At 39.4% G+C, this 19,075-nt stretch carries 14 protein-coding genes; 9 read left to right on the forward strand and 5 right to left on the reverse strand.

The window, feature by feature from the left end; genetic code table 11:
- The first annotated feature begins 1 nt into the window (after nucleotide 1).
- The 5 genes from PSF67_RS10455 to PSF67_RS10475 all read left to right on the forward strand — a co-directional run bounded on the left by PSF67_RS10455 (nucleotide 2) and on the right by PSF67_RS10475 (nucleotide 5,133).
- Complete coding sequence (locus tag PSF67_RS10455; RefSeq protein WP_272676877.1) at nucleotides 2–2,101, forward strand: type I secretion system permease/ATPase; 2,100 nt, start codon at nucleotides 2–4, stop codon at nucleotides 2,099–2,101.
- Nucleotides 2,102–2,270: 169 nt separating this feature from the next.
- Nucleotides 2,271–2,564: a LexA regulated protein gene (gene ybfE / locus PSF67_RS10460; RefSeq protein WP_102138471.1), complete on the forward strand. Its 294-nt coding sequence runs from the start codon at nucleotides 2,271–2,273 to the stop codon at nucleotides 2,562–2,564.
- Between the two features lie 154 nt (nucleotides 2,565–2,718).
- A complete protein-coding gene (fldA, locus tag PSF67_RS10465; protein WP_004256261.1) occupies nucleotides 2,719–3,246 on the forward strand; it encodes a flavodoxin FldA in 528 nt (175 codons plus the stop codon).
- A 269-nt stretch (nucleotides 3,247–3,515) separates the two neighbouring features.
- Nucleotides 3,516–3,965, forward strand: coding sequence for a ferric iron uptake transcriptional regulator (gene fur / locus PSF67_RS10470; protein WP_004256285.1), 450 nt, complete (start codon nucleotides 3,516–3,518; stop codon nucleotides 3,963–3,965).
- 634 nt (nucleotides 3,966–4,599) lie between these two features.
- Nucleotides 4,600–5,133, forward strand: coding sequence for a bactofilin family protein (locus tag PSF67_RS10475; RefSeq protein WP_272676878.1), 534 nt, complete (start codon nucleotides 4,600–4,602; stop codon nucleotides 5,131–5,133).
- 166 nt (nucleotides 5,134–5,299) lie between these two features.
- Here PSF67_RS10475 and chiP read toward each other — a convergent pair whose 3' ends face one another.
- Both chiP and ansB read right to left on the reverse strand, forming a co-directional pair.
- A complete protein-coding gene (gene chiP, locus PSF67_RS10480) occupies nucleotides 5,300–6,697 on the reverse strand; it encodes a chitoporin ChiP (protein ID WP_102138469.1) in 1,398 nt (465 codons plus the stop codon).
- A gap of 535 nt (nucleotides 6,698–7,232) precedes the next feature.
- Nucleotides 7,233–8,276 carry an L-asparaginase 2 gene (gene ansB / locus PSF67_RS10485; RefSeq protein WP_102138468.1) on the reverse strand — a complete coding sequence of 348 codons (1,044 nt, stop codon included), beginning with the start codon at nucleotides 8,274–8,276 and terminating at the stop codon, nucleotides 7,233–7,235.
- 194 nt (nucleotides 8,277–8,470) lie between these two features.
- On the opposite strand from ansB, the gene ycaO reads away from it, so the two are divergent.
- Nucleotides 8,471–10,225, forward strand: coding sequence for a 30S ribosomal protein S12 methylthiotransferase accessory factor YcaO (gene ycaO / locus PSF67_RS10490; protein WP_272676879.1), 1,755 nt, complete (start codon nucleotides 8,471–8,473; stop codon nucleotides 10,223–10,225).
- Between the two features lie 67 nt (nucleotides 10,226–10,292).
- Here the strand turns inward: ycaO and PSF67_RS10495 are convergent, their stop codons facing one another.
- The 3 genes from PSF67_RS10495 to PSF67_RS10505 are packed head-to-tail and all read right to left on the reverse strand — an operon-like array spanning nucleotide 10,293 to nucleotide 14,172.
- Nucleotides 10,293–11,888 carry a UxaA family hydrolase gene (locus PSF67_RS10495; protein WP_272676880.1) on the reverse strand — a complete coding sequence of 532 codons (1,596 nt, stop codon included), beginning with the start codon at nucleotides 11,886–11,888 and terminating at the stop codon, nucleotides 10,293–10,295.
- 25 nt (nucleotides 11,889–11,913) lie between these two features.
- Complete coding sequence (locus PSF67_RS10500; RefSeq protein ID WP_102138465.1) at nucleotides 11,914–13,227, reverse strand: MFS transporter; 1,314 nt, start codon at nucleotides 13,225–13,227, stop codon at nucleotides 11,914–11,916.
- Between the two features lie 51 nt (nucleotides 13,228–13,278).
- Nucleotides 13,279–14,172, reverse strand: coding sequence for a dihydrodipicolinate synthase family protein (locus PSF67_RS10505; RefSeq protein ID WP_166184650.1), 894 nt, complete (start codon nucleotides 14,170–14,172; stop codon nucleotides 13,279–13,281).
- 346 nt (nucleotides 14,173–14,518) lie between these two features.
- On the opposite strand from PSF67_RS10505, the gene PSF67_RS10510 reads away from it, so the two are divergent.
- The 3 genes from PSF67_RS10510 to pflB all read left to right on the forward strand — a co-directional run bounded on the left by PSF67_RS10510 (nucleotide 14,519) and on the right by pflB (nucleotide 18,965).
- Complete coding sequence (locus PSF67_RS10510; RefSeq protein WP_166184653.1) at nucleotides 14,519–15,292, forward strand: IclR family transcriptional regulator; 774 nt, start codon at nucleotides 14,519–14,521, stop codon at nucleotides 15,290–15,292.
- A gap of 462 nt (nucleotides 15,293–15,754) precedes the next feature.
- Nucleotides 15,755–16,612: a formate transporter FocA gene (gene focA / locus PSF67_RS10515; RefSeq protein WP_166184656.1), complete on the forward strand. Its 858-nt coding sequence runs from the start codon at nucleotides 15,755–15,757 to the stop codon at nucleotides 16,610–16,612.
- 70 nt (nucleotides 16,613–16,682) lie between these two features.
- Nucleotides 16,683–18,965, forward strand: coding sequence for a formate C-acetyltransferase (gene pflB / locus PSF67_RS10520; protein ID WP_102138461.1), 2,283 nt, complete (start codon nucleotides 16,683–16,685; stop codon nucleotides 18,963–18,965).
- The last annotated feature ends 110 nt before the right edge of the window (nucleotides 18,966–19,075 follow it).

Below are 19,075 nucleotides of genomic sequence, written 5' to 3' on the forward strand. Positions count from 1 at the left end.
GATGGAACAATTAAATAATCATGGCTTGGATGCTTTAGTTTGGGTGGCTAAATATTACCAAAACAATGTTTCATCTGATCAACTCAGGCATGCAATTGGTATGCAAACTTTATCCCCTACTGAGTGGGAAATTAGAGAATGCGCACATACATTAGGGTATGAAACCGAGCTTATTACCGCGCAATATACACAATTAAGCACGCTGCCTTTACCTGCTTTAATCTATGTAGCGGGTTTTTGGCAAGTTATTAGCCAAGAAAATGAACTGGTACTCATAAACCCCGCCAATGACGAACAGGAACCCATTCATAACTCTACTGTACTTCCAGAAACTGAATTTGACGTATTACTCATTAAAGAACAATTAGAGCCCGAGCAAAAAAAAGCCTTTGGCTTTAGTTGGTTTATTCCCTATATTTTGCGCCAACACGTTAAATTACGAAATATTTTTATTCTCTCTGCCATTATTCAGCTTTTTGCCTTAATTAGCCCTTTATTATTTCAAAATTTAATCGACAAAGTGTTAGTTGGACGCAGTCTCTCAAATTTGCATGTCATTGCATTGGCAATTTTTGCCATTGCTGTTGCAGAGCCGATATATGGCTTTATTCGTAATAAAATTTTTAGTCATAGTAGCAGCCAGATCAGCGCTGAATTATCAGGCAAAATTTATCGCCATTTAATGGCCTTACCTCTAAATTATTTTAAGCTAAGACCAACCGGTAAAATTATCGCAAGGATCCGTGAATTAGCCCATATAAGGCAATTCTTAACGGGTTCAACTCTGATGCTATTTATAGACTTTATCTTTGTCATTCTTTTTGTCGCGGTTTTATTTTCCTACAGTAGTTTGATGACTTGGATTTTATTAGGCTCTATGGGGGTATTCTTTGTTTTATGGATGGTCCTAGGCCCAATTATTCGCCAGCAAACTGAAAAATCCTATCAAGCCGATGAAAATGGTCTCACATTTCTTACTGAAAGTATTACTGGGATTGAAACCATAAAAACGACAGCAACAGAAAAGTACTTTAACCAACGCTGGAAAAAAATATTTAGTAAACAGCTAACTCAAAGCTTTAAAGTTTCAATGCGCAGTGAGGTGGCCTCTCAATTAATGACATTCGTGAGCAAAATAACTACCGCAATCCTTTTGTGGGTTGGTGTCAAAGAGGTGCTAAATGGTGGGATTTCGCCTGGCGAATTAGTGGCATTTAATATGCTAAGTGCACATGTTACACAGCCTGTGTTGCGGTTTGCCCAAGTTTGGCAGGATTTCCAACACACCATCATTTCATTACGTCGAGTGGGAGATATTCTTGATGAGCCCGTAGAAAATGAACGTAAGGGGATTGCAAATACGTCAAATATTCACGGAAAAATCGAGTTTCAAAATATTCGCTTTCGTTATCAACCTGATACGCCCGAAGTTCTCAATAATTTGTCATTAACGGTTAATGCAGGTGAATTTATTGGCATTACCGGCCCCTCAGGTTCCGGGAAAAGTACCCTAACAAAATTATTACAACGACTTTATGTCCCACAGCACGGGCAAGTTATTGTTGATGGTATGGATCTCGCGGTTGCAGATACCGTTTCATTACGCCGAAAAATGAGCGTCGTATTACAAGAAAGTACCTTATTCGTCGGCTCTATCGCTGATAACATTCGATTAAGTCATCCACAAGCGACTGATGAACAAGTTATTCACGCAGCAAAATTAGCTGGCGCTTATGACTTTATAATGTCATTACCTGATAATTTTAGTTACCCCTTATCAGAAAAAGGCTTAAACCTTTCAGGCGGTCAACGTCAACGAATTGCGCTTGCGCGTGCTTTGCTCACCGAACCCGATATTTTAATTCTCGATGAAGCTACTTCCGCACTCGATTATGAATCAGAAGCCGCCATTATGGAAAACATGCCATTAATTACTCAAGGAAGAACCGTTATTAGTATTGCGCATCGGTTAAATACGATTATGCACGCAGATAGGATATGTGTGATTTGCCAAGGAGAAGTACACGAAATGAATTCACATGAAAACTTACTCAAATCAAATGGCTTATACGCCAATTTATGGTACCAACAAACACAATAATGCGTATAAAAAAGCATCACGGCTATAACAAGTGGTGCTTTTTTACTAAAAGTGCTCACTTTACAACCAATTAAACCAAATCATCATAGATGAAGCTATAGCACAAGGGAATTAGCTAGGGTATCATGGCGCGCTGAATTACTGGCACACCCTTTTAGCAGTTATAAACATGGCAAAAGAACAAACAGATCGAACTACGCTAGATTTGTTCGCTGAGGAACGAAGGCCTGGGCGACCTAAAACAAGCCCGCTATCACGGGATGAACAATTAAGGATCAACAAACGCAACCAACTGAAACGAGATAAAGTGAAGGGATTGCGCAGGGTTGAATTGAAGCTGAACGAAGAAGCTGTCGCGGTATTGAATCAGTTAGCTGAAGATAAAAATATAAGCCGTAGTGAATTGATCGAAGAAATTTTAATGTCACAACTTGAGCATGTCGATACATCAATACTCAAATAACGTTATCTTGATAAATCACACAAATTTGACAGACTTAGCAACATTTTTTCGCCAGAATAAGGCGTAATATTCTATCTATTTTCGTTCTAAATGGGCTCTAGAAAGCAAATTATCGCCTCTAGCTCTCTTAGAAAAACAAGAGGTTAATCACTTTATGGCAGTCATAGGCATTTTCTTCGGAAGTGACACAGGTAACACAGAAAATATTGCCAAAATGATCCAAGAAAGATTAGGCAAAGATGTAGCAGAAGTTCACGATATCGCAAAATGTAGCAAAGAAGATATTGAAGCTTTTGACATTCTACTTCTCGGTATTCCAACTTGGTATTATGGTGAAGCCCAATGTGATTGGGATGATTTCTTCCCTACTCTCGAAGAAATTGATTTCGAAGGTAAACTTGTCGCCTTATTTGGTTGTGGAGACCAAGAAGACTACGCTGAATATTTCTGTGATGCTATGGGTACGATCCGCGATATTATCGAACCTCGTGGTGCTGTTATTGTTGGCCATTGGCCAACAGAAGGTTATCACTTTGAAGTATCCAAAGGCATGGCAGATGACAACCACTTTATTGGTTTAGCTATTGATGAAGATCGTCAACCTGAGCTAACAGATGAACGTGTTGATGCATGGGTAAAACAAATCTCTGAAGAAATGTCTTTAGCTGAAATTTTAGGCTAATAGTTCATATAAAGAACCCTTACCCATAGATTGCACCACTGTTTTGCACAAAATGAATCACCTAAACCAGTGGTGTGAACTAAAATAACCGATAAGGTATCCTAATAGGATAGGTTCTCAAGAGATTATCAAAATAATGAGACAATGCATGGTTTCTATTTTTATTTTCCATGCCTATAATTGTAAATCAGTTTAGAAGACAACTGTATTGATGTTAAAAATGTCTCATTATTGTTAAATTTATGATTTAAGATACAGGACAAACCCGCATGACAGACAACAATAAAGCATTGAAAAATGCTGGACTCAAAGTCACTCTTCCAAGATTAAAAATTTTGGAAGTACTTCAAGAGCCTGAGTGCCACCACGTCAGTGCGGAAGATCTCTATAAAAAGCTGATCGATATGGGTGAAGAGATCGGGTTAGCAACCGTATACCGCGTGTTAAACCAATTTGATGATGCTGGTATCGTAACCCGTCACAACTTCGAGGGTGGTAAATCTGTATTCGAGTTAACTCAGCAACATCACCATGACCATTTAATCTGTTTAGATTGTGGAAAAGTGATTGAGTTTACTGACGAATCCATTGAAACTCGCCAAAAAAATATCGCTGCTCGCCATGGCATTAAACTATCTAACCATAGTTTATATCTATATGGTCATTGCGCAGACGGTGATTGCCGTGATAATGCTGACGCACACGAAGCAAAAGAGTAATAGTATTCAGCCATCGTTGATAAAGCGTAATGGTTAAAAATACCAAAACCCTGATAATAAACTTTATCAGGGTTTTTTATTTTAAGTATCGATATTTTTTCAATCGATTAGTGATAATTTCTGGTGAATAACTTAAATTTAACTATTTATCACTAAAATTTTTAGTTAGTAAAAATTTCCCCTAGAAACTATAATAGTTGCAATTCAAATCAAAACCTTTATATTATTTCACCGATGAATATATTCTATTATCTAGAATTACACTTACATATCAAAGTAGTATATAAATAATATTATAGATGATTTCTAGTGTTTCATACTATATAAAATTATTTTATTACCTTACTATAATTTTAACTCTAGATTAGAGAGTTAATGATTCAAATGTAGCCATAACGTTAACGTACAATTTAAGTGTGTAATTACATTTATTGACTAAACTTATTTAGTACTTTAGTAATTTGTAAGAGATTAACTGATGAAAAAAACATATCTTTTTCTCAATACAAGTTTTTTCTTCTGGTTTCTTACTTTAATAGGGTGGTTTTTTAGCTATTTAACTATCGCCTTATTTTCGTTTGCATTATCAATACTGTTCTTGATCGTATACTTCAATCAAAAAAAGGTAAGTAAAATGTTCACCAAAAGACAAAACAAGCCCGCACCTACAGCAACGCCCCCTTCGATAAGTAGTGAGCCTGAAGTGACCATAAAGATAGAAGAACAAGTCAGACTATCAACTCCAACTATTAGTGAAGAAAAATCGAATACGATTATCTCTAGGGACGTTATTTTTGAAGGAAATATTACCTCTAATGAGCAAGTGCATATCTACGGAAAAGTCATTGGGAATATAACTGGAAAAGATAATATGGTTAAAGTCATGTTAAACGGCCAAGTGACAGGAAATATCACCTGCAAAGAACTGGTGGTAAATGGGCGAATTGAAGGTGAATGCCACTCTGATACTATTTGTATTGAAAATAATGGAGAAATCCACGGCACGATCCATTACAGCAGTTTATCAATTAAAAAAGGTGGGATTTTATCTGGTCAAGCACAAGTTAAAAACCCAGCTCATCATTCAGAAAAAGTTACCGTATTAAAAGATAAACTAAAACAAGACACTTTCATACTCAATGAAAGTGTAAATAATGCATCTTTATAATTACAATAAAAATAAGGTGAAAATACTCACCTTATTTTTAAGCTTTAATATAGGCATTTATCCTTACGCTAATATCTTATTCATTATTAAAAATATAAGGTAATACCCTTTAATGACTGCCATGGTTTCCCCTATAGCAGTCATTGTGACTAAAATGTTTTATACTTTAAAATACAGTAAATGGCATCATCACCATAAATTTAATATCTTTTTCATCTTGGAAGATATTTCCGTAACCACCGCCATAGCTCGGAATATCTGTATGGTTATCATATTTGGTAAAATGCAGTTTAAACAACGTATCTTTCGCTCTACCTGACTGTACGGTATATAAAATATCAAAGTTCCATGCACTTTCTTTCAAACGTACATCTTGAGCATATTGGCTATTCGTACTTGGTTTTGCATCCCATCCATAAATATATGAGGTTCCGACCTTCCATCCGGCTAAATCCCAATTTTTTAAATCATACATGACACCTGCCATTACTGCTTTTTCATTATTAGCATTCCAGTCTGAACGGCCATCCCACCAAATATCCATACGGCCATTTGATGTTGCCCAGCCAGGGGTCATACGCTGTAGGAAATAACCTTGATTGCCTTTAGCTTTTACATAGGTTCCCTCAACTTTAAAATCAAATTCATCGTAGGTGTAACCTAATGTCATCGCTTGCAACCAAGCTAAACCGTCATAAACATCGTTAACTCCGCCGTCTGAAACCTTGTCTTTTGCTCCATAAAATTGATAAGACATACGTAAGTCACGGCCTACAACAGGAGTAGCATAGGAAACCTTGGCAAAATATTGATCCATATAACTTTTAGCTTGCCCATATGCACCTTCAAGGACTAGATTGTTTTTAAAGTCATATTTAAAGCCAATTGAGTGTAAATAGCTGATCCCAGTTTTACCATCCGCTTCACGAAAGTCATACATACTACGGTACCAAGGCGCTTTATAGCGGTCGGTCCACATATAAGACATGCTGAGTTCACCATTTTGCTCAAAATCAAACACCCCACCCAGCTCTAATCCGCGGTATGTTCCAGGCATATAACTCCAATGGGATGCTAAAAGCGTTTGCCCCGTTGGCTGAATATAGCCGCCTCTCCCCCAGAAAGGGCCATATTTCAATTTTGCAGCAGCCTTATAAAAAGTCACACCACTGCGATCCCCTGTCCATTTTTCATCCCAACGTGATTTCGCATCACTAAAGCCGATTTCATTTGGCGCAGCAGGCCCACTATTTGATAGCTCAATAGCTGTAAAACCGGCTAAATCAAGCCCAATGATGTCCTGGAAGTAGCCGGATGAGAAATCTAGGCTGGCATTAAACGTTGAGTGTTTAAGATTATCCGCATATTTTTTATATTTATCGCTATTTGGGTCTAAATCCTTACGTGAACGATCTCGTTGCCAGTAGTAAAGGCCACCAGTAAGTTTTGAATCTTCAAGAAATTGCTCCGCATGCATAATTGGCTGGTAACCAATAGGAAGCATCGCTATTGCAATTTTTAAGACGAGCAATTTCCTGCCAGTATTGACATTTTTATTAACCATTCTTGTATTCCTCTAATATTTTTTAATTTTATTTTTCGGCCGAAATACGATTTAACTTTCCATTTAAATCTAAATATTCACAATGAGTTATGCCTCTTGCGATGTATTTAGCCTATTTTTTGCAACGCGAATTATCAACACAGATACAGGCTTTGTTGCCAAAATATGATCAACGGCACATTAATTTTAATTAACTGCCATTATCACCGGTGATGACCTTACTAAAAATAAAATTTAATATATTGATAAATATGAAAAATAATGAAGAGAAACACATTCGGTGGGGCTTAAGATAAAATCTGTAAATTAACCCTTTGGACCTTAATTTTTGCTATTTGATAAGAATTCTCTAATTTCTATCACCACATTGACCTAATTGTCTTAAAAAAAATCAGATACTGAGTGAAATGATTAGGATAAATGTTGTTATGCTGAAAAATAACATACATAAATATGAAATTTCTTAGCAACAATAAAACTAACGGGGTACAGGCTACTGCACCCCGCTGTATTGAATTAACACTTGTTTTGATAATTAATATTTTTCAAATAATGCCTGAATTTGCTGGGGATCTTTAGTCTGGGTTAAGGCTAATTGCAGCAATACACGCGCTTTTTGCGGGTTCAACCTTTCTGAAGCTACAAAACCATATAAATTGTCATCTACTTCAGCATTTCTTGTTGTATAACCTGTTGGTACACGGCTTGAACGAACGACAACCACGTCTTCTTTCGCTGCTTTTGCTAAAGCGTCAAATACCACTTTATACATATTACCGTTACCCACACCTGCGCTTACAATTCCTTCAACCCCTTCTTCTCTCAAGGCTTTCACAGGAGCTGCTGATGCATTCGCATAATTATAAACGATACCTACCGCAGGGAGCTTTTCGAGTTTGCTTACATCAAATGCCGCTTTGTCACCACGTGGTTGTGGTGCTTGGAAATAGGTGACTTTACCATCATGAATAAAACCTTCTGCCCCACTATTAACGGCATCAAATGCCTGTACTTCAGTGGTGCTCATTTTCATCACATTACGGCCTTGCACGACTTTATCGTTCATTGCCATCAAAACACCACGCTCTCCAGCAGACTTATCCGTCGCTAAAACTACTGCATTATACAGGTTCAAAGGACCATCAGCGCCCAAAGCTGTTGAAGGACGCATTGCACCAACCAAGACAATTGGCTTTTTACATTGCGTGGTTAAATCAAGGAAAAATGCCGTTTCTTCTAAAGTATCAGTACCATGAGTGATTACAAAACCATCTGTTTTATCGCAATCTTGGTTAATTTTTTTCGCCAGTGTCAGCCAGACTTGGTCATTCATATCTTGTGAACCAATATTCACCAACTGCTCACCACTTAAATTGGCAATTTTTTTGGTTTCTGGCACGGCATTAATTAAAGCATCAATCCCGACTTTACCCGCTTGATAACTGGAAGATGTGGCTGAATCACCACCACCTGCTATCGTTCCCCCTGTCGCCAATACCATAATATTAGGTTGAGCGATAGCAGATACGGCAAACAGTGAAACCAATGTCGCTAAAAGCGCTTTATTTCTGTTTTTCATCCTATTTTCCTTTCATTAATAAACTTCAGTTATTATGTGGAATTATGCTGAATTTTATGTGACCTATACAATTATTTTAGGATAAATAATGAATTTTAAGATGATTTATCTGTGAATAAATAAAAAGCGTGAGGCTTACGACAAAAATCCGTATCATAGGCCGTTTGAAACACTCTATTCACAAGTGACTGACAATGAGCCAAACTTTTATTCCCGGCAAAGATGCCGCTCTTGAAGATTCCATCGATGCATTTCAAACCAAATTAAAGAAATTAGGGTTTGATATTGAAGAAGCCTCTTGGTTAAACCCTGTTCCCAACGTTTGGTCTGTACATATTCGCGATAAAGCGTGCCCGCTTTGCTTCACTAATGGTAAAGGGGCGAGCAAAAAAGCCGCATTAGCCTCAGCGCTTGGTGAGTATTTTGAGCGTTTATCAACGAATTACTTCTTTGCGGACTTTTACCTCGGTAAATCTATCGCTGAAGGGGATTTTGTTCATTATCCTAATGAAAAATGGTTCCCATTAACCGAAGATGACAGTTTACCTGAAGGGTTATTAGACAATCGTTTGATTAAGTTTTATGACCCCGACAACGCCTTAGCCGCTAGCCAATTAATTGACTTACAGTCCGGCAATGAAGAACGTGGTATCTGCGCTCTGCCATTTACCCGCCAATCAGACAACCAAACCGTGTACATTCCAATGAATATCGTTGGCAACCTATATGTTTCTAACGGAATGTCTGCGGGAAATACCGCCAACGAAGCCCGTGTACAAGGCCTTTCCGAAGTCTTTGAACGCTTTGTAAAAAATAAAATCATTGCTGAAAGTATTAGCTTACCGGCTATCCCTGCTGACGTCATGGCACGCTACCCTGCAGTAGTTGAAGCCGTTGAAACCTTAGAAAAAGAAGGTTTTCCAATTTTCTGTTATGACGCATCACTGGGCGGCCAATACCCTGTAATTTGCGTGGTATTATTTAACCCACAGAACGGGACTTGTTTTGCCTCATTTGGTGCTCATCCTGACTTTGGTGTTGCCCTTGAGCGTACCGTCACCGAATTGCTGCAAGGCCGTGGCTTAAAAGACCTCGATGTGTTTAATGCGCCGACCTTTGATGACGAGGAAGTGGCTGAACACACAAACCTTGAAACACACTTTATTGATTCAAGCGGTTTAATTAGCTGGGATTTGTTTAAAGATGATGCCGATTATGCCTTTGTAGATTGGAGCTTTAAAGGCACAACTCAAGAGGAATTTGCAACACTTATCAGTATTTTCAATACATTAGATGCTGAAGTCTATATTGCAGATTATAACCATTTGGGTGTCTACGCTTGCCGTATTTTAGTCCCGGGTATGTCTGATATTTACCCAGTAGAAGATTTACATATCGCAAATAACGCGATGGGCGCTTATTTACGCGACACCATTATCAACCTGCCTGATAGCCAATGGGAAAAACAAGATTATCTTGCCCTTATCGAGCAACTAGATGATGACGGTTTAGATGATTTTACCCGTGTTCGTGAATTACTCGGTTTGGCTGTAGGTAAAGACAATGGGTGGAGTAACCTGCGCATTGGCGAGCTAAAATCCATGTTAGCACTGGCGGGTGGTGATCTTGAACAAGCACTGGCTTGGGTTGAATGGACACAAGACTTCAATAGTTCGGTATTTACTGCTGAGCGAGCAAATTATTATCGTTGCTTGCAAACCCTGTTGTTGTTATCCCAAGAAGAAGAGCGTGACCCTGCGCAATACTACAACGCATTTGTACGTATGTATGGGCAAGAAGCAGTAGATGCGGCATCCGCTGCTATCGCTGGGGAAGCATGCTTTTATGGTTTGTGGTCGATTGACGAAGAACTGAAAGCACTTCCTGCGCACCAAGCCTTGCTGGCAGCTTATGAAAAGCTGCAAAAAGCAAAGCGTGACAATGCATAATGTGAATTGATTCGTTGACGGGGAGATCACCCCGTCAACATTTTTACATTTTATTGGTTTATATTAATTATAAATCCAATGAACGTTTCCATAATAAGAAATCAAACTGCTCTAGCCGATCCGCTTGGACCTGATAGTCACCACTTGCCGTTTCAATCACCCGTTCAAATAACCCTTTACTTATTGTAGGTAATGGAACCCCATCAATAATTGGCCCACAATCATAATCAATCATGTCTGACAAACGTGTTGCAATTGCGCTATTGGTCGATATTTTTAAAACTGGCACAATCGGGTTCCCTGTGGGAGTTCCGAGACCTGTTGAAAAAATAACCACATTGCAGCCTGCAGCAACGAGGCCAGTGACCGCATCAACATCATTACCCGGAGTGCAAACTAATGATAACCCGCTGTCTGGCATTGGCTCCGCATAGTCGCATACCGCACTAATCGGTGATGTTCCGCCCTTTTTAGCCGCTCCCGTCGATTTAATCGCGTCGGTTATTAATCCGTCCGCAACATTGCCGGGACTCGGGTTATCCGCAATCGTAGTATTAAAGAAATTCGCTGTTTTTTCATAACATTCCATCAAGTCTAAGAATTTTTTCTTATCCTCAAAAGAGATGCATCGCTTCACCATATCCCCTTCTGCACCACACAATTCAGGGAATTCAGCTAACCCAGATGCGCCCCCCAACGTGACGAGCCAATCAGAGACTAGCCCCATCGCTGGATTACCCGAAATCCCAGAAAAACCGTCAGAAGCACCACATTTCACACCGAGTTTTAAATGGGACAACGGAACATCCATACGTGATTGCGGTATGACAGCCTTCATGCATTCATAAGTTTGCTTCAAAGCGGTTTGCATCATTTCTTCTTCGCTATTCCATTCTTGCTGGCGGAAGTAAAGTGCAGGTTTAGCAAAATTGGGGTTACGAGCGGTGAGTGACTCTTTAAACATTTTGCGCTGTGCTTTTTCACAGCCCAAACTGAAGACGGTAATACCGATGACATTGGGGTGATCCGCATAGGCAGCAAGCACATCACACATGGTCTTACTGTCAGAGGTCGCGCCACCGCAACCACTCGTGACCGTAATGCAACGCACGCCTTCTATATGTGGGAATAATTTAGGTTTTGCGATGCCCCCTTGCTCACCCACAGTTAAATCTAATGCAAAGTTTTTCAAACTATTATTGGTATAACCTAATGCCTCATTTAAGGCATCAGTAAGTTTTGTTACATTGCGGTTTTCACAAAATACTAATGGAAAGATCAGCCAGTAATTTGCGGTTCCCACTCGCCCATCCTCACGGATATAGCCTTTAAACGTGCGCCCTTGATATGCAGACACATCAGGGGCTTTCCACTCATATGGTACGTCTTGTTCTAAAGAAACCGGGGCTGCGTAATGGCGAATATTATCAACGGTGATAACTTCTCCTTTTGCGATTGGCTTTGTGGCTTTTCCTACTGCGGTGCCATACATCGAAACAATGCCATCAATAGGTATCGCTTCCATCGCAAACTTATGTTTTGCTTTAACATCTGTCACTAGGGTCACGTCTTCATTTCCCCAGCGATAAGCCTCTCCTGCTTGCAGGTCTTTTAAGGCAACAATTAGGTTGTCGCTCTCATCGATTCTTAATATTTTTTGCATATCTCACCTTCCAGAAAGCATGCCATTAATGGGATGACAAAGCCTTTATGTTATTGTTGTGGGCGTTTTTTTTAAGTAATGCGATTAAGATGGCACAACCGACGGTGATCACCGCTAATGTCACGATACCTGCGGTATTGCTATTCATCATTTTATCGACTTCAACACGAATTATTGGTGCGAGGAATGAACAAAATGCCCCCATAGTGGTACAGAAACCAATTCCAGCCGCTAATGCAGGGCCGCTTAATAACTGAGGTGGAAACGTCCAAAACACCGGTTGAACGGATAAAAAACCAACCGCGCTTAAACATAACGCCGCAATAGCAAAAACAGGACTAGCAAATGCTGACAATGCCAAGCCTAATGCGGCAGCTAACATACACAAAACTGAGATTTCGATGCGACGGGTTGGATGGCGGTCGGCAAAACGAGGAATGTAATACACCCCAAATGCAGAACAAGCCCAAGGTATTGCAGCAACTAATGATTGTTTAAAGCCTAAACTTTCCCCCATTAAGGATGCAACTTGGGAAGGCAGAAAGAACATCAAACCATATACTGAAATTTGGATCGTGCCGTAAATCAGTGCAAGGTGCCAAACTTTGATATTTTTCAGTGCGGATGATACCGATGTGGTTTCCGTTTTTGCATTTTCTTTTGCTAATTGTTCTATTAGGGCCTTTTTCTCTTCTTCAGTTAAAAAACGCGCTTTTTCAGGGCTGTCATCCAAATAAAAGAAAGCAAAAATACCAATCACAACAGCAGGAAGGCCTTCAATAACAAACATCCAGAACCAACCCGGCCGACCTAACCAGCCATGCAATTCCAGTAATGCGCCTGATAATGGTGAGCCCAGCGTCAACGCCAAAGGTACGCCTAAAACGAAGATCCCAATTACAGAGCCGCGTACATTGTTGGGGAAATAAATGGAAGCTAATAATAGAATACCTGGATAAAACCCGGCTTCGCCCAACCCCAATAAGAAGCGTAAAATAATAAATTGCGTCTCATTGGTGACAAAACCTGTCATTGCAGACAGAACGCCCCAGATTACCGTGGTAATACTCAGCCATTTTTGTGCGCCAATTTTGTTTAAAATTAAGTTAGCGGGAATACCAAACAGCGCATATGCCGCAAAGAAAATACCTGCACCAAAAGCAAACGCAGAATCAGACAAACCAATGTCGACTTGCATTGCATCTTTAGCAAAACCCACATTGACCCGGTCAATGAATGCAACAAAATATAAAATAAACATCAGAGGTACTAAACGTTTCCACGATTTAGCTATCGCAGAATTTAAAACAGGATTGTTATAAGCTTTGATTGTCGCCATGATATTTTTCCCTGTTGATAAGATGTTCTATTGTGTTTGATTCAGGAAAAGTCAGAGTGGTGAATCAGCAAGGGTTAATAACTGCTGAAGTTGCTCAACCTGTTTATTGTTCAACCCAATAAATGGAGCTGTACAATAGTCTGAATTAATCACACCTTTTAGTTGCAACGCTTTTTTAAAGGTTGGGATAAATGGCGCATTGACACCATATATAGCCATCAATTGGTCTACTCGTTGTTGGTGTTTCGCTATTAACGCTAAATCACCTTGGGTAAACGCCTGCATCCATGATGCGAAAAATTGCGGAACAATATTTGAAAGCCCACCAATACAACCATTTCCTCCCGATAGCACCACATGAGCAAAGTTATTATCGTAACCTGCGTATACCTCAAAATGAGGCAAGCGTGATTTCACCGTTTCAATTACTTGGGCTGTATGAGTCGTATCAGGAATGGTATCTTTCAACCCGATGATATTGGGGTATTTATCCGCTAAACGTAGGCAAACATCTGGAGAGACAGAATAACCTGTTCGTTCAGGAAAGTTATAAATGAAAATGTTAGCAGATGTTTTTGCTGCTATCGTACTGTAAAAACGAAAAACACCTTCATCATCCAACGGAAAATAATATGGACTGATAATCATCACTCCATCAATTCCTTTTTCGTATGCGTAGTTAGCTAATTCAATCGACTCTTGCACATCAAGGCGGCTTGCCCCTGCATAAACACGCATTTCCTCCTTTGGATAACGACCACATAGGTCGATTAATGTTTTTGAGCTCTGCATATTGAGCGCAAAAAATTCCCCCGTGCTGCCCATAGTGACAAAACCAGAGACCTTGCCTTTCAATGAGTCATAAACACGTATGTTTTGTTCTGTATCCACTCGACCTTTGTCATCAAAAATGGTCACTACTGGCGTGATATAACGACTTTCCATACCGATAATCTCCTTGCTGATTATTGTTCATATATACAAACTGCATTCACAAATAAAAACAAACAACAAGAAATCATGAATTACTGATTGAGTCAAATTCATTCAATCCATATATAGTCCAAATATAACAATTTGATTAAAAAGGAATTTAAAGTGAGAAAATAGCCATTAAACTGGCTGGGAGTTGTTTTTTTTATTACTAAATTTTGAGCAAGCTCACGCCTTTTGGATGACTTTACCCATCATTAAGAATGACCAATTTGAGACTAAAGGTATTTCTGAGATGATTTACATAGTGGTATTTTAAACCTAGAATAGCGACAAAATTAATCAGGGAGGTAGTTTAATGTCTACGGGGCACATGCCGACAATTCGGGTATTAGAAATACTGCAAGTTTTATCGGCTGAAAATACAGGGCTTTCTTTGACACAACTTTCTGATAAAACACAAATCTTAAAGGGGACGATTTATCCTATCTTAAAAACGTTGGTTGAACATCGATATATTAATTATGATGACAATAGCCAACTATATTATTTAGGTATCGCCTGCTCGCTCCTTTCCCGCTCATTTTTCGAAAAATCCTATTGGCTCAAAATGGTTCATCGGGAAATGGTACATATCGTAGATGAATGCAATGAAGTGTGCCAAATGGGGATTTTAGATGGCGCTGATGTGCTATACATTGATAAAGTTCAATCAGCGCAAAAAGTTCAATTAATCTCTAATATTGGTACTCGCTTACCTGCTATATATTCTGCACTGGGTAAGGCCATGATTTTCAATTACAGTGACCAGCAAATTTCCCAGCTTTACCCTTCGGGTTTTACCCCTTTAACTCAATACAGTGTGCAAACTCTAGCGGAACTACGCCAGCAACTTGATGACGTCAGAAAAAACAGCTATGCAATTGATAATAAAGAAATAAATGAAGAGACAACCTGTTATGCTGTCGCGTTACGTCAGCGGGATAAAATCATAGCAGCAATTAGCGTGTCTATCCCCACTTTCCGTATCAATGAGCAAAAAATCGATCAGGTCATCAAAACACTATTAACGTGCCGTGAACGCATCGAGCAAGAACTGAATACACTGGAAAATATTGAGTTTTATACCTAGCCATAACGATAAAAACGGATTACTTCATTAAGACATATCACTTTAATTCATAGATTAATTTATATGAATCTTTTATTATTTGCATAATTGTTAGATAAATATTGCAAAAAGACAGTTTAGCTAAGAAAGATATATCGGGATCCCCCCTAATTAAATAGGGTATTATGCAAACATAAGTTAAATTTTATGCCAAAGGGATCATATTCATGTTAAATAGTTAACATTTACGCGTATATTTTTACTTATTCTGATGCTTAAAATTGACTTTATAAAAATTTTTAATAAATTTTAAAAAATATTTTTATCATTAATTTCATTAGGTTACGCTTAATTTTAACATTGCATTAACCATTTTTACCTCTCTCTCTAGCGAGTTCATGATCCATATCAAATTTCCCATTTATCCCCTTTGTTACTATTATTGCGTGCTATAATTAATCAACTTTGTAAGAGAGTGTTGGTATGAAAGCTGACAACCCTTTTAATTTATTGCCACCAGCTGTAATGGCGCAAGTCGCGGATGATGCCTCTGTTTATAAGGCAAATAAACATCCTGCAATTACTTACTTGTCAGCATTCACTGCCGGTATTTTTATCTCTATTGCGTTTGTATTCTATATCACAGCAACAACTGGGGCAGCTGAAGCGCCTTATGGTTTCACTAAACTTATTGGCGGGATTTGTTTCTCCTTAGGTCTGATGTTAGTGGTTGTATGTGGCGCAGACCTTTTCACCTCCACCGTACTCACTATCGTCTCAAAAGCCACAGGTAGAATTACTTGGGGGCAAATGTTCCGCAACTGGTTTAATGTCTATATTGGTAACTTAATTGGTGCGTTATTCTTTGTTGCACTAATTTGGTTTGCAGGGCAATACACCGCAGCCAATGGCCAATGGGGGTTAAATGTATTACAAACCACCAGCCATAAATTACACCATACCTTTATTGAAGCTGTTGCATTAGGAATTTTAGCAAATTTAATGGTTTGCCTTGCGGTTTGGATGAGTTACTCCGGCCGTAGTTTAACTGATAAACTGGTCGTTTTAGTTTTACCTGTCGCGATGTTTGTGGCGAGCGGTTTTGAGCATAGTATCGCAAACATGTTCATGATCCCGTTAGGCATTATGATTAAAGAGTTCGCTCCTGCTGAATATTGGTCTCAAATAAATATGTCTCCAGACCAATTTTCACATCTAACGGTTGGTAATTTTATTACAGATAACTTAATTCCAGTCACTATCGGGAATATTATTGGCGGCGCGATTTTAGTCGGCCTCATTTATTGGTTTATGCATTTACGTAGTGGCCAAAAACACTAATAGCCACTGACACACACGAAAAGATTTATTAAGATCCCTAAAAGATCCATTGTTAAAAGGTAAAAGTATCATGTCCGAGTTAAATGAAAAATTCGCTTTAGCATGGCAAGGTTTTAACCAAGGTAACTGGCAGGACAACGTCGATGTACGTGACTTCATCCAGAAAAACTACACTCCATATGAAGGTGATGAATCTTTCTTAGCAGGCTCTACTCCAGCAACTGACAAGTTGTGGGATAAAGTCATGGAAGGGATCAAAATCGAAAACCGCACTCATGCGCCAGTTGATTTTGACACAGATGTCGCATCAACCATCACTTCCCATGATGCTGGTTATATTACTAAAGAATTAGAAACAATCGTTGGTTTACAAACTGATGCACCTCTGAAACGTGGTCTTATCCCGTTCGGTGGTATCAAAATGGTTGAAGGCTCATGTAAAGCATACGACCGTACTTTAGATCCAGAAATCAAAAAAATCTTCACTGAATACCGTAAAACTCACAACCAAGGTGTTTTCGACGTTTACACGCCAGACATCTTAAAATGCCGTAAATCAGGTATCTTAACGGGTCTGCCTGATGCATATGGTCGTGGTCGTATCATCGGTGACTACCGTCGTGTTGCACTGTACGGTATTGATTTCCTGATGAAAGACAAATTTAACCAATTCACCTCTTTGCAAGAAAGATTAGAAAAAGGTGAAGACTTACAAATGACTATCCAACTGCGCGAAGAAATTGCTGAACAGCACCGTGCATTGGGTCAAATGAAAGAAATGGCTGCAAAATACGGTTACGATATTTCTGCACCAGCAACAAACGCACAAGAAGCAGTACAGTGGACTTACTTCGGTTACTTAGCCGCTGTTAAATCACAAAACGGTGCTGCAATGTCATTTGGTCGTGTATCTACCTTCTTAGACGTGTATATCCAACGTGACTTAGAAGCAGGTAAAATCACCGAACAACAAGCGCAAGAACTGATTGACCACTTAGTCATGAAACTGCGTATGGTACGTTTCTTACGTACTCCTGAATACGATGAGCTGTTCTCTGGTGACCCAATCTGGGCAACTGAATCATTAGCGGGTATGGGCCTTGATGGTCGTACTCTGGTAACGAAAAGCACATTCCGTTTCCTGAACACACTGTATACCATGGGCCCATCTCCTGAGCCAAACATGACTATCCTGTGGTCAGAAAAACTGCCAATGAATTTCAAAAAATTCGCGGCGAAAGTGTCTATCGATACCTCATCAGTTCAGTATGAAAACGATGACTTGATGCGTCCAGATTTCGATAACGATGACTACGCAATCGCATGTTGCGTCAGCCCAATGATTGTTGGTAAACAAATGCAGTTCTTCGGTGCTCGCGCAAACTTAGCGAAAACCATGCTGTATACCATCAACGGTGGTGTTGATGAAAAACTGAAAATGCAAGTAGGTCCTAAACATGCGCCAATCATGGATGAAGTCTTAGATTTCGATACTGTGATGAACCAAATGGACCACTTCATGGACTGGTTAGCAACTCAGTACGTCACTGCACTGAACTGCATCCACTTTATGCATGACAAATATAGCTATGAAGCTTCACTGATGGCACTACATGACCGTGATGTTTACCGCACCATGGCTTGTGGTATCGCGGGTCTATCTGTTGCTGCTGACTCACTGTCTGCAATCAAATATGCGAAAGTTAAACCAATTCGTGATGAAGACGGTATCGCTATCGACTTCGAAATCGAAGGTGAATATCCACAATTTGGTAACAACGACTCTCGTGTAGATGATATCGCGTGTGACTTAGTTGAACGTTTCATGAAGAAAATTCAGAAACTGCCTACTTACCGTAACGCGGTACCAACTCAGTCAATCCTGACCATCACATCTAACGTTGTGTATGGTAAGAAAACAGGTAATACACCAGATGGTCGTCGTGCAGGTGCGCCATTCGGACCAGGTGCAAACCCAATGCACGGTCGTGACCAAAAAGGTGCGGTAGCTTCACTGACTTCTGTTGCTAAACTGCCATTTGCTTACGCGAAAGATGGTATTTCTTATACTTTCTCTATCGTACCAAATGCATTAGGTAAAGATGACGACGTTCGTAAAACTAACTTAGCGGGTCTGATGGATGGTTACTTCCACCACGAAGCGTCTATTGAAGGCGGCCAGCACCTAAACGTTAACGTTATGAACCGTGAAATGCTGTTAGATGCAATGGAAAACCCAGAGAAGTATCCACAACTGACTATCCGTGTATCTGGTTATGCTGTACGTTTCAACTCACTGACTAAAGAACAACAGCAAGACGTTATTACTCGTACTTTCACCAGTACAATGTAATAATTAGCTCATTAAAATAAAGTAAATTAAAGACCCCGCTTTACGGGGTCTTTTTATCTATACCAGCAACGATATTTTTCTCTAAATTTTGCGGTATGAAGGATATTTTG

This window comes from Providencia sp. PROV076, from assembly GCF_028483405.1.
Classification (GTDB): domain Bacteria; phylum Pseudomonadota; class Gammaproteobacteria; order Enterobacterales; family Enterobacteriaceae; genus Providencia; species Providencia huaxiensis.